Source organism: Micromonospora zhanjiangensis (genome assembly GCF_042650605.1).
In the GTDB taxonomy this organism is placed as follows: domain Bacteria; phylum Actinomycetota; class Actinomycetes; order Mycobacteriales; family Micromonosporaceae; genus Micromonospora_J; species Micromonospora_J zhanjiangensis.
The window spans coordinates 1-14,428 of record NZ_JBHSBN010000016.1; the positions used below are offsets into that span (position 1 = coordinate 1).

Annotated in this window: 8 protein-coding genes; all 8 read right to left on the minus strand. The window is 69.5% G+C overall.

Annotation, left to right across the window (positions count from 1 at the left end; all coding sequences use genetic code 11):
* Positions 1–221 precede the first annotated feature (221 nt).
* Positions 222–758, minus strand: a complete 537-nt coding sequence (locus tag ACFOX0_RS21315; RefSeq protein ID WP_377548768.1) for a hypothetical protein — start codon at positions 756–758, stop codon at positions 222–224.
* Between the two features lie 76 nt (positions 759–834).
* On the minus strand, positions 835–4,380 hold the full coding sequence (gene pglX, locus ACFOX0_RS21320) for a BREX-2 system adenine-specific DNA-methyltransferase PglX (protein WP_377548771.1): 3,546 nt from the start codon (positions 4,378–4,380) through the stop codon (positions 835–837).
* Entirely contained in the window at positions 4,377–8,531 is a 4,155-nt protein-coding gene (gene pglW / locus ACFOX0_RS21325; RefSeq protein ID WP_377548773.1) for a BREX system serine/threonine kinase PglW, read from the minus strand. Before pglW ends, pglX begins: the two co-directional genes overlap by 4 nt.
* Before the next feature lie 197 nt (positions 8,532–8,728).
* Positions 8,729–10,654 carry a DNA/RNA helicase domain-containing protein gene (locus ACFOX0_RS21330; protein WP_377548775.1) on the minus strand — a complete coding sequence of 642 codons (1,926 nt, stop codon included), beginning with the start codon at positions 10,652–10,654 and terminating at the stop codon, positions 8,729–8,731.
* A gap of 178 nt (positions 10,655–10,832) precedes the next feature.
* Positions 10,833–12,677: a DNA/RNA helicase domain-containing protein gene (locus tag ACFOX0_RS21335; RefSeq protein ID WP_377548777.1), complete on the minus strand. Its 1,845-nt coding sequence runs from the start codon at positions 12,675–12,677 to the stop codon at positions 10,833–10,835.
* 176 nt (positions 12,678–12,853) lie between these two features.
* Positions 12,854–13,009 carry a hypothetical protein gene (locus ACFOX0_RS21340; protein WP_377548779.1) on the minus strand — a complete coding sequence of 52 codons (156 nt, stop codon included), beginning with the start codon at positions 13,007–13,009 and terminating at the stop codon, positions 12,854–12,856.
* 49 nt (positions 13,010–13,058) lie between these two features.
* Positions 13,059–13,892 (minus strand): M23 family metallopeptidase, encoded by an 834-nt coding sequence (locus ACFOX0_RS21345; RefSeq protein ID WP_377548781.1) that lies wholly within the window; start codon positions 13,890–13,892, stop codon positions 13,059–13,061.
* Complete coding sequence (locus ACFOX0_RS21350; RefSeq protein ID WP_377548783.1) at positions 13,889–14,395, minus strand: ArsR/SmtB family transcription factor; 507 nt, start codon at positions 14,393–14,395, stop codon at positions 13,889–13,891. The genes ACFOX0_RS21345 and ACFOX0_RS21350 overlap by 4 nt, the downstream gene beginning before the upstream one ends.
* Between the last annotated feature and the right edge of the window lie 33 nt (positions 14,396–14,428).

Sequence of the window (14,428 nt, forward strand, 5' to 3'; positions counted from 1 at the left end):
CGAGTGATCAAGACCGTCGCCCGCGACGCCTACGGCTTCCGCAACCCCATCAATCAGCGACTACGCACCCGCTGCGCCACCACTCGACGAACCCGAGGACACCTCAACCCCCGCTAACTTCGCTGAGCCTGCATGCCACGCCAGGGATCGCGCCCACAGAACCAGCTCTTTCTGGCACTGTTCGTCAGCCGACCGTGGTCCAAGCCAGCGCATTCGCCAATTCAGTCTTCTTGATCTTCATTTTTTGGTTCCTTCGATACCGAATCCGAACCCATCTGTCGAGCTATCAGATTAACCGATGCTGCAAATTGCCGGGCCTCCTGACCGAGTTTCGGATCAACTTTCGACACGTGCGCAAGCGTATCGGACTCGATGACGATATAAAGCTCTCGGTTATCGACCTCGCTTGTCTTCGCATTTCCAAAAACAAAAAGTCCCGCTCCGCCGGTCAACGCACCACCGACAGCCTTAGCCGACAAGTTACGACCACGGACTGCGGTAATCGATCCGGCGGTCTCCACGGAGATAGCGGTGTCCGCCGTCAGAGGCCAAGTTTGCCGGCCGCCTGGCGTGTCGACGGAAATTCGATATGGATTAGAATGCAGCACGACTGATCGCCCCACCCTCTTTTCAACTGGACCCACCGACCGCAACGCAGCCTCCTCAGCCTGCTCCTTTTTGACCCCCGCCACAAACATGATCACTATAATCGCTACAGGCAGGACACAGCAGAGCATGGTTGACGTAAATTCATTCATGAGCGAGCTTCCTCCAGTTGAGCATGCAAACGATTTAGGGGTTCTACCAGGCGCCTCACGCCGGACGCATTTTGCTTCATTTGGTACTTGCGGAGAACCGCTGAGCACATGTGAAGACGTTTAAGCTGGAGCGATCCGCGCCGAGCTGGGAGATTTCGGCGTCGAGCAGGTCGGTAAAGAACTGGGCTGGCGAGCCAGGGAAGCCGGGACGCTCGTCGGCGTACCACTGGTGCAGCCATGGTTCCAGCTCGGCGATGCCGGCGAGCAGCGGCAGTAGTCGGTCTGCGGGCCACGCGGCCTGCGTCTTGCGGTCCAGGTAGACGGTGGCCAGGGCCTGGGCCTGCGCCAGGTGGTCCCATCCCGCCCAGCCGAGCAACTCCGTGCCGTCCGAATCGCGGCCCGCCTTCGGGTACGAGATGAAGCGCTCCTTCGGCACGTCAAGCTTGCCGCGCGCCCGCCAATACGACGACTTCACGAAGTCGGCCGAGGTGTACTTCGGCGGGACGTCGATCCGGATGCCTTCCTCGCCCGCGTCCTCCAGCCGCTGCAACGCCCAGGTGCGCTCCCACTGCGCCCGCTTGCGCAACCCGGACGGCTTGTAGCGCTGCACTGGCAGGTAGGGCACGTGCTCGTCAGCGACCAGCTTGCCGAACGTCTTGGTCAGGTCGTAGTCGTCCCGCCCGACCCACAACTCCAGCACCGCGCGGAAGTCCTCGTCGTGCCGCACCTTGTCGGCGAGCTGCGCCACGGACTGCGGCGTCGGGCGCGCACCCCACAGCTCGGGCGTCTCCAACCGGTCGAGCAGCCAGTCCCGCAACGCCTTGGTCTGCATGGCGTCCCAGCCCTCGGTGGCCCACCGCCGCTTGCACTCCGGCCGCTCGATCAGCCCGATGTTCCGATCGGACTCGATGGCCTCGATCCGCCGCTGCACCACTGCCCGGTACTCGTCCGACCAGTGCTCTGGCAGCTCAGTGATTGGCGTCGACCCGTGCCGCGCGAACCACTGCGTCTCGACCTCCCCGGCCGCCATCCTGCGCGCCAGCACGATCTCGAACGCCCGCTCCCCCAGCTCGAGTTCTGGCGCCTCGGCACACGTCAGGTCGTCATCGAGCAGCCCGTAGAGCCGGTAGACCTCCCAGTCCAACTCCTCCTGCAACGCGATCATCCGCGCCCGCACCGCTTCGTACTCTGCCTGGGCCTCCCGCAACCGCGTCCGCGTCGGCATCCCGGACTCCGCGACCGCCGCCGGGGTCAAGCCCGCGAGCCGCTGCGCCAGCGAGTCGAGCAGCCGCGCCACCCCCAGCGGATACGCTTCCGGCAACGGAAACTCTTGAAGCTTCGTCCCAGCGAACTCGTAGAACCGCTCCCACTCTTGGGACTTAAAACCCTCGTTGACCCCTTGGCTACCCTTGTTGTGGCTAACCTGCTTGAGCCAGAAGCAAGCAGCCGAGCTGCTCAGGATCCCAAGCAGACACAGGTGATCGTCTTCGGTCGCACCCTCTGACAACTTGATGACAGGAGCATGCCGGTTGAAGACCTTTCCGCCCCGGTCAAGTGCAAAGTGGTTGTGTGTTGCGACGAAAACAAACGAAATTGAGAGTGGATTCTTCAGACGATCTTTGTAATTTTCAAGATGTTCATACCAATGTCGACCACTCTGCTTCATGCTACGACCGAAAATTCGTCGCGCACCTAGCGACGTTCGCACGGGCCAGAGATGTTGCAAAATCGGGTCGTCGCCGCCGACCAGCGCCTCATGCCGGGCATCTTTGTATGGAGACCGCACCAAGAGCGGGTCTTTGATCAAGTAATCCCGAACATGCTCTCCAGTAACGAACACTTCGACTCGTCCCGCTTCTTTTAGCCGGCGAGCAGTAGCAGCGTCCGGAAGAATCCACGCATCGTCCTCCCCCAGTACAGTTGTCCGGCCGATGACCTCGACCGCCTGCGCGAGACGTGTTTTGCGTTCGATGCGCGCCATTACCGCTTGCGCTCCGCCCCCCGCGAGGCTCCATGGGTATGCTGCCAATTGGGCTCGCGGCTTGTCCTCCACGCTGACCCATCCTGACTCCGACCCAGGAGTATCAATTTGTTGGACGATGGCCGTCCACACCAAGCCCATAGCAGGGTCTTCGGGTTGGCCCGGCTCCCCGCGCACCCCGAGCACTGTGCGGACAGTGCTCGACCGCCGACGACTGTTGGCCCGTCCCACGAGGATGAGTGTCGGTGTCCCATGACCGGGGATGTAGGCGCCAGACGTGTCGATAACCTCAGTCAGCTCGACCTTGTGTGCGAAGTAGTCCTCGATGAGCCTCTTGCCGAACTCGCGCTTCATGAACGCATTTCCGGTGATCTGACCGACGCGTCCAGCGCCCTCGCCATGCTCGTCCGAGCGCCTGGCCAGGTCGAAGAAGCGTTTCGCAAACGGCACCGTCAGTTGGAACTGCCGGTGACAGATGCTCGAATAGATGCTGCGATAGAGCTGGTTCCGGGCCGGGTCGGACACGGTGATGTAGGGCGGGTTGCCCACCACCACCGTGTACTGACCTTCCGTCAGGTAGTCGCCCAGCAGATCAGCGTCCTCGCTCAGGTAGGTGAATGCCGGCTTCCCTTCGATCGTGGCGATGAGGTCGCCCTGGTCCGCCACGCCGCGCCCCCACCTCAGAAGCGAGTCCCCCGCTGCCACGCGAACCGTCCACGCAGGGGTGCGTTCGAGCGCACGGAATCCGCAGAACGTCATCGCGGCGACCAGCAAGCGGAACCTGGCGATCGCCACCGCGAACGGGTTGATGTCCACCCCCGTCACCTGGCCCAGGGCCCGCTCCACCAGCACCCGCACGTCCGTCTCCGGCTCGCGTTCCCGCCACTTGCGGACCAGCCGGTGGAACGCCCCCAGCAGGAAGTGCCCCGACCCGCACGTCGGGTCGATCACCTTGGTCTCCGGCAACCCGAACTCCCGCACCGCCGGTTCGAACGTCCGGTCCAGGATGAACTCCTCGACGAAGTCCGGCGTCTGCAGCAGCGCGTACGTCTTCTTCGCGTGCGTCGACAGGTCCTGGTAGAGGTCACCGAGGAACCGGGTGTCGAGGTCCTCCTTGCGCAGCGACACCAGCCCGGGTCCGCGCCGGAAGAAGTCGGAGAGCCGTTCGGCCGCCGCCCCGCTGATCGGGAACCGCCACACCGGGTTGTGCCCGTCGAAGATCTTCCCGGTGGCGCGCAGCCCGCGCAGGTAGTCGAATGCCTGCCGCAGCCAGTGCCGGTCGTTGTGCCGGGGGTTGGCGATCAGGTAGTGCTGCCGGTTCTCCACCGCCCGGCCCACCGGCGCGGCCGGGTCCGGCCCGCCCAGCCACAACGTCGGGCGCGACTCCCCCGGCTCGGGTCGCAGCAGCTCGTTGTCCTCGATGAAGCGGACGAACACGCACCCCAGCACCCAGGCCACCGCGGCCTGGTCGAGGATGTCCTCCAGCCACGTCTCGAACGCCGCCGCCGTCCGCCGGGCCTCCTTGGCCTGGCCGTACTCCTTCTCCAGGTCGGCGAGCAGCTCCGAGTCGTGCGGGACCACCTCGCGCAGGTCGTCGGTGAGGGCGGTGACCTGGGCTTGCAGCGCCTTCAACGGGATCATCGGCGGGTGGTCCTCTCCGGGGCGGCGGGGGTGGCGGTCCAGGGGTCCGGCAGCCACATCGACTGGCTGGCGGGCGAGGTGAGCGGCAGTTGCCGGCCGTCGAGCAGCGGCGGTTCGGCGCTGCGGGCCGCGACCAGCAGCAGCCGGGCCGCCGGCCGGGGCCGGGTCGGGTCGGCCAGCTCCTGGATCAGGCCGAGCTGCTGGTAGCGGGCCAGCGGCGCCGCCTCGGTGAGCAGCACCGGCCGGTCACCGGCCGCGTCCAGGGCGGCCCGGATCGCCGGTATGACGTGGTGCTGCACCAGTTCGACCAGGCTGCGGAAGTCCGGGTCGGTGGGTCGGCCGTTGTCGGCGGCGACGATCGCCTCCCAGGGGAAGCCCTGCGCGCGCAGCCGGTCCAGCAGGATCGCGGTGACGTCGACCTCGGTCAGGTCGAACCGGTCCAGCAGCGCCCGGCGGGCCGGGGCGAGGCGTTTGATCGAGGCGAGCACGGCGAGGAAACCCTTGCGGGCCAGCGCCCCGGTGAGGCGTTGTTGGGCGTCGGTGTCGGCGTCCGGGCCGAGGATCGGGCCGGTGGTGCTGGCCATCCGGGTGCCGGTCAGCGAGGAGTGCCGCTCCGGTGGGGCGTACCGGCCGTGGGCGGCGTCCCAGGTGAGCGGCACGTCGCGCAGCAGGGTGTCCAGCGCGGTGCGGCCCGGCAGGTGTTGCGCGCGGGGGAACCGGGCGCGGACTCTGGCGCGTACCGTGTCGGGGTCGAGCTGTTGGCCGACGAGCGCGCCGGCGGCCAACCGCAGCGCGCGCTCGGCGGGCATCCCGACGGGGTAGAGCTGGCCCTGGGCGTTGACGTCGGCGACGCCGTTGCTGCCGGCGGCGGCCAGTTGCAGCAGTCGCAGGTCGGACAGGGCGGCCATGCCGGCCGGTGGGGTCCGCGCGGCGCGCAGTTCCTCGACGGCGCGTTGCCGGGTGGGCAGCGGGTCGGCGGCGACCAGTTCGGTGGCCCGCCGGCCGAGGGTGACGACGTAGCCGAGCAGGTCGGCGGCGGTGCGTTCGGTGGCCGGGTCGTCGGGTTCCCGGCCGACCAGGACGGTGTCGCTGCCCCGCCAGCGGTGGATCGCCACCCGGGCGTCGCCGCCCTGGGCCAGCTCGGTCTCCACGGCGGCGCGGACCAGACCGATCGCCTGGGCGGTGCGTTTCGGTTCGGCGGTGTAGGAGCCGCGGGCGGCGATCAGCGCCTCGGCGATCTCCTCGGCGGACATCACCCCGCCGCGGGCGTCGAGCAGGGCGACGATCTCGCCGCGGACCAGGTCCAGCGCGACGTTGTCCCGCCACTCGCGGGTGGCGTTGCGGCGCAGCAGCGTGGAGATCTGCGGTTGCAGCTTGCCGGTGGCCCGGGCCACGTCGCCCTGCGACGGCCAGCGCAGGAACTGTCCGGCGTCGGTGGTGGTCTGGCCGAGTAGCACCTGCAACGCGGCCCGCTGCCAGTTGGCGCGGCCGGTGGCGGCCGGCAGCAGGGTGGCGCAGAGCGCCTCGACGCCCTGGGCCAGCGGGCGGTCCACGCCGGGCGACGGGGACGCCGGCCGGTCGTCGCCGTCGAGTTGGGCGCGCAGGGCGCGGGTTCGGGACAGGATCTCCTTGCGGGTGGCGTCCGGGACGCCACGGGCCCGGGTCAGCGCGGACGGTTCGGCGTCCAGCAGCTCGCCGACGGTGAGGATGCCGAGCCGTTCCAGCGCCGAGCGGGCCCGCGCGGTCAGCTCGGTGTGTTCCAGCGGGGTGGTGCGGGTCAGGGTGACCTGCCGGCCGGCCCGGTCCGCGTCGTGGTCGGCGGTGGGTTCCGAGGCGGGGACCTCGCGGAAGATGGCCCGCCACGCGTCGGTCATCTCGTCGACCGTGTCGAACCGCTTCGCGGTGTCCCGGGCCAGGGCCTTGGTGAAGAAGCCGACCAGGCGGGTGGCCACCGACGGGTCGAAGGCGGCCGGGTCGAGGGTCACCTCGTCGTCGATCACGGCCGGGTTGGCGCCGTCGCCCCAGCGGGGCAGGGTGCCGGTGGCCATCTCGTAGAGGGTCACCGCGGCCGAGAACCGTTCGGCGGCGGCGTCGAACCGCAGCCGGCGCGGCGGGCCGAGGAACGGGTCCAGGTAGGCGGTGGTGCCAGCGGTGATCTGGTCGGCCGGGACGGCCGCGAGGGAGAAGTCGAAGATGCACAGGTGCGGCTGCTTGTCCTTCGGCCGGGGCCGGGACGCCAGGTTGGCCGGCTTGATGTCCCGGTGCCAGACGCCCTGGCCGTCCAGGAAGGACACGATCTCCAGCAGGTCGCGGCCGTAGCGTTCCAGCAGGTCGAGGGCGAGCCGGCCGGAGCGCAGATCCTCGGCGAGGGTCTGGTCGCCGGCGCTCTCCAGCAGCAGCGCGGTGCGGTTGCCGACCGTGATCGGGCCCTCGACCAGGGCGGCCACCCGGGCGTCGCGCAGCTTGTCGACGGCCCGCGCCTCGGCGGCGAATCGGTCGGCGAACTGCTCGTCCCGGGCCACCTTGAGCACCAGCTCCCGCTTGCCGGTCGGCTCGTCGCGGGTGACCAGCAGGGCGGTCGCGGTGGCGCCGCTGCCGAGCCGTTTCACCACGGTCAGGCCACCGTCGAGCAGGTCACCCCGGTGGGCCTGCAACGGGTCGACCACCGGTTCCGGTTCGGGGGCGGTCAGCTCCTCCCAGACCAGGTCGAGGGCGGCCAGGAAGTCGGCGATCCGTTTCATCCGCTGCGCCGGGTCGCCGCGGGTCGCGTCGTAGACGGCCTCCACCAACGCGTACGGCATGCCGTCGGCGGCCGCGTCCAGGTGCAGCCCGCCGCCGGCCACCGCGGTGACCAACTCCTCGGCGGTGGCGGCCGGGTCTGCGCCGGCGAAGATCCGGTACGCGAGCGCGCCGAACGAGAACACGTCCAGTTGCGGTCCGGGCAGGTCGTCCAGGGTGGCCGCCTCGGGGGCCTGGTAGCGGCGTACCCCGTCGTCGAAGAAGAGTTCCAGGCTGGCCGGGTCGGTGGGGGTGCCGGTGCGGGTCAGTCGGGTGCCGGCCTGCCGGCCGCCGGTCTGCCAGTCGGTGACCACCAGCGTCGGGCGGGCGGACTCCGGGTCGGCCACGAAGATCACGCCCGGGTGCAGGGAGCGGTGCGACAGCCGGCGGGAGTGCGCGTAGTCGACGATCTCGGCGAGGTCCTGCACCAGTTGCAGGCGTTGGGCCAGTTGCAGCTTGCCGTCCCGGTCGGCCAGCCACTGGTCGAGGCGTACCCAGTCGGGCTGGTGGTCGAAGACGACCGCCGGGCCCCACGGGTGCTCGACCAGGTCGTGCGCCCGGGCGATGCCCGGGTGGTGGATGCCCTGCAGCAGCCGGAACTCGCGCTCCGCGGCCCGCCGGATCGCCGGGATCTCCTCCTCGGTGGCCCGGGAGGTCAGGTAGAACCGGACCCGGCGGGGGCGGCCGGGGTCCAGCGGGTGATCGGCGAGGAAGTCCTGCCAGCCGAGGCCCTCGGCGAACAGGCGTTGATGCAGGGTGAGCTGGTTGACCCGGCGGCCGGCCACCGACGGGCGAATCCGGGCTCCCTTGACCAGGTCGACGATCTGCCGGCCACGGACCGCGTCCACCCGTTGCCGGTAGTCGTCCGGCGCGGTGAGCAGGAACGTCTTCAGGCTGGGCAGTCCGGAGTTCCCGCCGTCCAGGCCGTAGACGTGCTGCCGGCCGAGGTTGTCCAGGGTGGAGTGGCAGTTCGTCGCGTGCAGGAAGATGGCGGCCCCCACCCAGGGCACCGCGGCGCCCGGCGGCGCGTACTGCTGGAGCACGCTGCGCAACCGCTTGGCCTTGCGGTTGGCCAGCAGCAGCGGATTGTCCAGCCGCCGACGCCCGCCGGGGGTGCGTCGGACCCACTGCTGACCGTCGCCACTCACCTCGCCCTGCCAGTGCTTGAGTTCCAGCAGATAGAGTCCGCTGCGGGTCAACACCAGGGCGTCGACCTCGTTGATCGAACCGTCCTGGCCGACGAACTCGACGTTGGCCCAGACGTGGAACGGGTCGGCGTCCGGCAGGTAGGCGGCCAGTTCGCGCAGGCCGTCCTTCTCGTGCTCGAACTCGCTCGGGTTGATCTGCTCCCAGCGCGGCGAGTCCTCACGCATAGCGCATCACGCGCCCGGGCGCAGCCATCCGTCACTCCCCAGGTATTCAGCTGTGTGCCAGTCCCGTGCACGGTATCGAGCGGGCCCGGCGCTGCCCAGTGCGCGCGGATCGGGAGGATCTACAGGCATTTCCGAGCGTCCGACCCATTGACGCGTTCCTAACGCTTCCCACCTGCGAATTCATTCGTGAGATCCGCTTACTCCCGGCCAGCGGTCTCCGTCTGATATCTGACAGAAGCCTTGGCCTCGCGTTCTGCCGTTGCGCGCCCGCCGACCCGATAGACACCATCCTGGGCATTGCCGAGTCGGTCCACGGGCGCCGGCACCAAGCGCTTGAGGAACGCCTGCGTCTCCTCGTCCACCGAGTGGATCAGGCAACCGCGCAGCCCACGGGTCAGCAGCACCTTGTACGTGTTGCGGATCAACAGGTCGGCGTTCTCCGGCTTGCGCCGGCCCGGACGGCCGATGATCTCCGGATCCTTGGACTCGCCGGGTTGGCTGACCAACCGACCGTTGCGGACCACGAGGTCAGGGCCCATGATCACGCCGGACCAGTCGTACTCGAATCCCTGCGCCGTGTAGATGCAGCCGACCTGCCCGAAGCCGGCCGGGTCGGTCGCCCAGTAGGAACTCGACGGGATGCCGCGCGGCGGCCGGTTGCCATACGCGTTCCACGGCTTGGCCCACGATCCGATCCGCACGTCATTCGCGAGCCGGCCGTTCACCGGCTGGTGGGTCCACTCCCAGCAGAAACCCGCGGAGATCCTGGCCGTCTCCCCGTCGGCCTGTCGCTGCCTGAGCAGTTCCTCCATCCGTTCGGGCGAGCCGACGACGCCGAGCCGGAACCGGTCGTCACCGTCCCACGGATAGGGCTTGCCGTCGGCCAGGCCGAGCAGGTGCTCGACCCACCGCTCGTAGCCGGGGCTGCCGCCGCAGCGGAACTGCGCGTCCAGCGTGACGATCTCGACGTCCACGTGCATCCGTCCGGCCGCCTCTTTGATCATTTCGACCCGGCCGACCTCGTTCGGGCGCACCACCTGATGGTCGTCGAGCAGGAACACCGGCACCTTGGCGACGGCGATCAGCTCCTCGACCTGCGGAACCTCGCCCACCACGCTCCCCCTGTTCGACCGGGTCCGGATGCGGTGCGCCTCGTCGCAGATCAGCACGTCGATACTGTCCCGCTCGTCGGTCATGAAATCTCGGAAGAAGTTGAACAACGGCTTGGTGCGCCGCAACGGTTCGCGCGGGTCGGTGCGGGCGTACCGCCGCAGGCTGCCGGTGAACGCCTTCGAGCCGCTGGCGTGCGCGACGATTCGGCCCGCGTGGGCGAGGTCCGCCAGCAGGGTGAGGGCGATCGCGCTCTTGCCGCTGCCCGGCCCACCGGAAATGATCACCACCTGCTTGCGGCGCCCCTGCTGGGCCCGCCTGACCGCCCGCATCACCAACTCGTACGCGGTGCGCTGGGCGTCCAGCAGGACGAAGTGACGGCGTCCTCGCAGGTCGTCGGCCGCGTGGGCGAGCAACTGCCGGCTGGGACGGATGCCGCTACCGAGCAGGCGGTCCGCCGCGTCGCCGGTGCCGCGGGTGGAGAACCGCCCGGCCAGGTACGCGTCGAACCTCGCCACGCGGTCGGTCGTGTAGATCAGGGCCTGCCGGGACCGGCCCGGGTCGATCAGGTCGGCCACGGACGCGCTGACGGCGTTGTGCAGATAGGCCACCCCGTGCACGGCCTCCGGCCAGTCCCACACCACCGCCAGGAAGTCCGCGAGATACGTGCAGTACGCCTCCACCTGGACCCCGGGATGCAGTTGTGGATCCCGCATCATCGGCACGGTGACAAGCTTCTCCACGTCGTCCAGCCGGCGGGCGGCGCTCCACTGCTTGAGTTCCACCACCAGGTAGGACTCCCGAGCGGTGGTGGGATGGATGCCGGCCAGGATCACGTCGATCCGGCTGTCGCTGCGGGGCAGTTGGTATTCGACCAGCGCGTCGAGGTCACCGAGGCCGACGCGTACCAGATGCTCGGCGAGCGCCGGCAGGCTGTTGTCCCACGCACGTCGTTCCTGCGGACCGATCCGGTAGCCGGCCCTGATCAGGTGGGCCGCCAGGTCGATGCCCAATCGACCTTCCCCGTGCAGGGAAAGGATCTTCCGTGGAGTGGTGCGGAACGCCGACAAGGCTGGCCCCCGAGGCACGAGAAACTCGTGCGGTGGGGGCATGTCCCTCGCTCAAGGAGCAAGGGAAGCCCGTCGGTCCGCGGAACTGACGGTCACTGTAACGACACGATGCGACGGATTGCTATCCGGCCGCCTCTTCGTACACGGTTTCCGGCGGACGGGTCGGGCGGACCAGGCGGGCCAGGAAATCCCGGGTCTCCGGATCCGTCGAATACAGGATCGTGCCGCGCATGCCACGGGTCAGCAGCACCTTGTAGGTGTTGCGGATCAACCCGTCCGCCTCCTCGTCGCTGACCGCCTTGCGACTGCGGAAGTTGGGATCCTTCGACTCGGACCGCCGGGTCACCAGCCGGCCGTCCCGGGCCACCAGGTCCGGGCCGATGATGACGCCGGACCAGTCGTACTCGAAGCCCTGCGCGGTGTAGACGCAGCCGACCTGGCCGAAGCCGCCCGGGTCGGTGGCCCACAGCGCGCTGCCGGGGGCGTCGCCGACGCGGCGTTCGCTCTTGACGTTCCACGGGCGGGCCCAGTCGCCGACCGTCACGTCCGGCACCAGGGTGCCGTCCGGGCGCGGGTCGCTCCACGGCCAGCAGTAGCCGGCCGACATCCTGGCCGTCCCGGCGACCTTCTGCCGGCCGGCCAGGAACGCCTCCAGCTGCTCCGGCGAGTCGGCCAGCCGCAGGTCGAACCGGCCGTCGCCGGCCCAGACCGTCGGTTCGCCGCCGTCCAGGCCGAGCAGGTCGAGAACCCACCGCTCGTACGCCTCGCTGCCGCCGCACCGGAACTGGTCGTGCAGCGACACCAGGTCGACCTCCAGGCCCAACTTCTCCGCGTACGCCGAGATGATCTCGACGTTGCCCAACTCCCCCGGCTTGACCACCTGGTGCTCGTCGAGCAGGAACACCGGCACCCGGGCCGCCGCGAACAGTTCCTCGATCTGGGGGCGGGCCGCGGCGCGGCGATCCCTGGTGGTGTAGCGGTTGACCGAGGTCTCCCGGATCCGGTGCGCCTCGTCGCAGATGAGCACCTCGAACTCGTTCGGTTCGGCGGTCATGAAGCTGTTGAAGTACTTGAACATGCTCTGCAACCGGGTCGACCCACGACCCGCGTAGCGGCGCAGGGTCTGGGTGAACGACCGGGACCCGGTGGCGTGCATGACCGGCCGGCCGCGCCGGGCCAACTCCCCCATCATCGACAGCGCGATGACGCTCTTGCCGCTGCCCGGCCCGCCGGCCACCACCACGGCCCGCTTGCGGTTACCGGTCCGGGCCCGCTCCACCGCCCGCATCACCAACTCGTACGCCACGTGCTGCTCGTCGAGCAGGGTGAAGTGGGAGCGTTCCTTCAGCTCCTGCGCCGCGTACGCCAGAAGTTGCCGGCTGGGACGCACGGAGCTGGTCATGAAGCGGTCCGCGGCCGGCGCGCCGGGCGCGGGCGCGAAGTGCCGGCGCAGGTGGTCGAGCCACTGGCCGCGCCGCTGCTTGGTGAACAGCCGGCTCTGCTCGGTGGCCGGCCGGTCGAGCAGGTCGGCGACGTCCCGGTCGACGGCGTTGTGCAGGTACGCGGCACCGCGCAGCGGCTGCGGCTGCCGGCCGAGCGCGCCGAGGAAGTCGGTGAGGTACTGGCAGTAGTCGGCCACCTGGACGCCGGGGTGCAGGCGCGGGCCACGGGCGTGTTCGACGGCGACCAGGGTGTCCGAGTCCTCGTAGGCGGTGGCGTATGACCACTGCTTCAGCTCGACGACCAGGTAGGAGTCGGCGCCGGTGCGTGGGTCCACCCCGGCCAGCACCGCGTCGACCCGGCGGCTGGTCAGCGGCAACTGGTACTCGACCAGCACCTCCACCTCGGCCAGACCCGCGTCGGCCAGGTCCTGGGCCAGCACCGGCAGGCTCGCCGCCCACGATCTGCGCTCGGCCGGCCCGACGCCGTGCCCGCTCATCCGCACCTGTTCGGCGACCCGGTCCATTAGGGACCCCTCGGTGGCGAGGCGGAGCAGACCAGCAGCGGACGTACGGTACGCCGACATCGAGAATTGCCCCCGGGCAGCACGAAGTGATCGTGCGGATGGGGGGCATATCCGTACGCCGGAAGCCCGTCGGACCGCGTGGTTGCCACGACTGTAGCGAGAAGATCAACCGACGGCTACGGGACCCGCGGCCGATCGCGGGGCGCCTTGGCGGCCGAACCGCGGGATCGTTCGACCGGGTACCGGACGGCCGAATCGGCCAACTTGTCGGCCGCCGCCGCGAGCAGGTCGGTCCCGAGCACGTCCGCCAGCCGGACCAGGTAGATCGTCACGTGGCCTCCCCACCACCACTGTCCGTTAGGTCCATGTCGGCGTGTGGTGTTACTTGACCTGAAAGATCTGTCCGTTCGCGGGGAACCCGGGCTGGGCGGTGGGCCTGGGCTTACCAGTCGTCCAGCGCGGGTTGCGCTCGGCGGGGTCGATGACTAGATCCGGCCAGTGCATAGGAAGTCCCGCGGCGGCCGTCGGGTGCGCGCGGTCCATGAGCTGGACGTGCAGGTGGGGTTCGGAGGTGTTGCCGGTGTTGCCCACCTGCGCGAGCTGTTGCCCTGCTCGGACCTGTTGCCCGGCCCGGACTGAGGCGGAGCCGCGACGCAGGTGCGCGTAGGCGGCACAGGTGCCGTCGTCGTGTTGGACGATCACGTGGTTCCCGAGGACGCGCGAGGCGCCTGCGAGCTCCCGCAGGAATCCCTCCACCGTCAGCATCCAGACCACCAACGGCCAGGTGTTCCTCGCCCCTTGGTCGCGCTGCGAGGCCCGCACGCGCACCACCGTCCCGGGCGCCATGGCGAGGACCGGCTGCCCGAACGACGGGTAGGACTCCGGCCGGCGGGCACGCAGCCCCCAGCCGACCGACACGGCCGCGTCCGAGGGCTGGAGCAGGTCAACGGCGTACATCTGCCCGTAGGCCTTGACCCCGTGACTCGGCACCGCCGAGCCCGGGCTGTTGAGCGCCACCCACCGCCCGCGCACGGGCGGGACCAGCTCGACCGGTGCCCGGTCCGAGACCGGTGGTCGCACGAGGAAGAGCAGGAACGGCACGACGATGAGCGCCAGGTCCCACGGGGACGGGATGGAAAGGAAGACGCCCGCCGGGATCGCGAGGACGAACAGCCGCGCCCACCAGGTCTGCCACCGGGCGATCGCGCGCCTCATCGCCGGGCTCCCAGGATCACGGCGAGCAGGGGGACGACTCGGGCCACCGGCACCTCGTAGCGGCCCCCACCGAGAGCCCGCAACCAGCCGGCCGAGGCAAGCTGGCGCAGGTGGTGATAAACCTGTCCGCTCGTCCCCACACCCTCGGTCTGCGTGAGCTCGTGCACCGTGGCTACGCCGGAGAGCACCTGCTGGAGCAGGCGCAGCCGAACCGGATGCCCCAGGGCGGCCAGCGCGTCGCTGCCATCGGCCCAGTCGGCACCCAGCAAATCCTCGGTCTCAGCGGCCTCCTGCCACTGCGCGCTGCGACCGTCCGGCAGACGCACATGCCCGACCAGCAGCACCGCACCCGGCTCGTCGACGCGGGCGCGAAGACCCTCCAACGCCCACAGCACCTCAGACTCGGGTGCGGTGTTCGGACCAGTAGCTGCCGGCTGCTGGAGCCGGGCCTCGAGCTCGGTGACACGCTGCTCGAGCGCGGCGAGTCGGTCATCGTCAGCCACAGCAATTACGATAGTACGAACATCCGTAGAACA

What these genes read in the sequence shown, in the direction of transcription:
- ACFOX0_RS21345 (WP_377548781.1), bottom strand. Translation starts at nt 13,892, where the DNA reads ATGAGGCGCGCGATCGCCCGGTGGCAGACCTGGTGGGCGCGGCTGTTC.
- pglX (WP_377548771.1), bottom strand. Translation starts at nt 4,380, where the DNA reads ATGATCCCGTTGAAGGCGCTGCAAGCCCAGGTCACCGCCCTCACCGAC.
- pglW (WP_377548773.1), bottom strand. Translation starts at nt 8,531, where the DNA reads ATGCGTGAGGACTCGCCGCGCTGGGAGCAGATCAACCCGAGCGAGTTC.
- ACFOX0_RS21315 (WP_377548768.1), bottom strand. Translation starts at nt 758, where the DNA reads ATGAATGAATTTACGTCAACCATGCTCTGCTGTGTCCTGCCTGTAGCG.
- ACFOX0_RS21335 (WP_377548777.1), bottom strand. Translation starts at nt 12,677, where the DNA reads ATGGACCGGGTCGCCGAACAGGTGCGGATGAGCGGGCACGGCGTCGGG.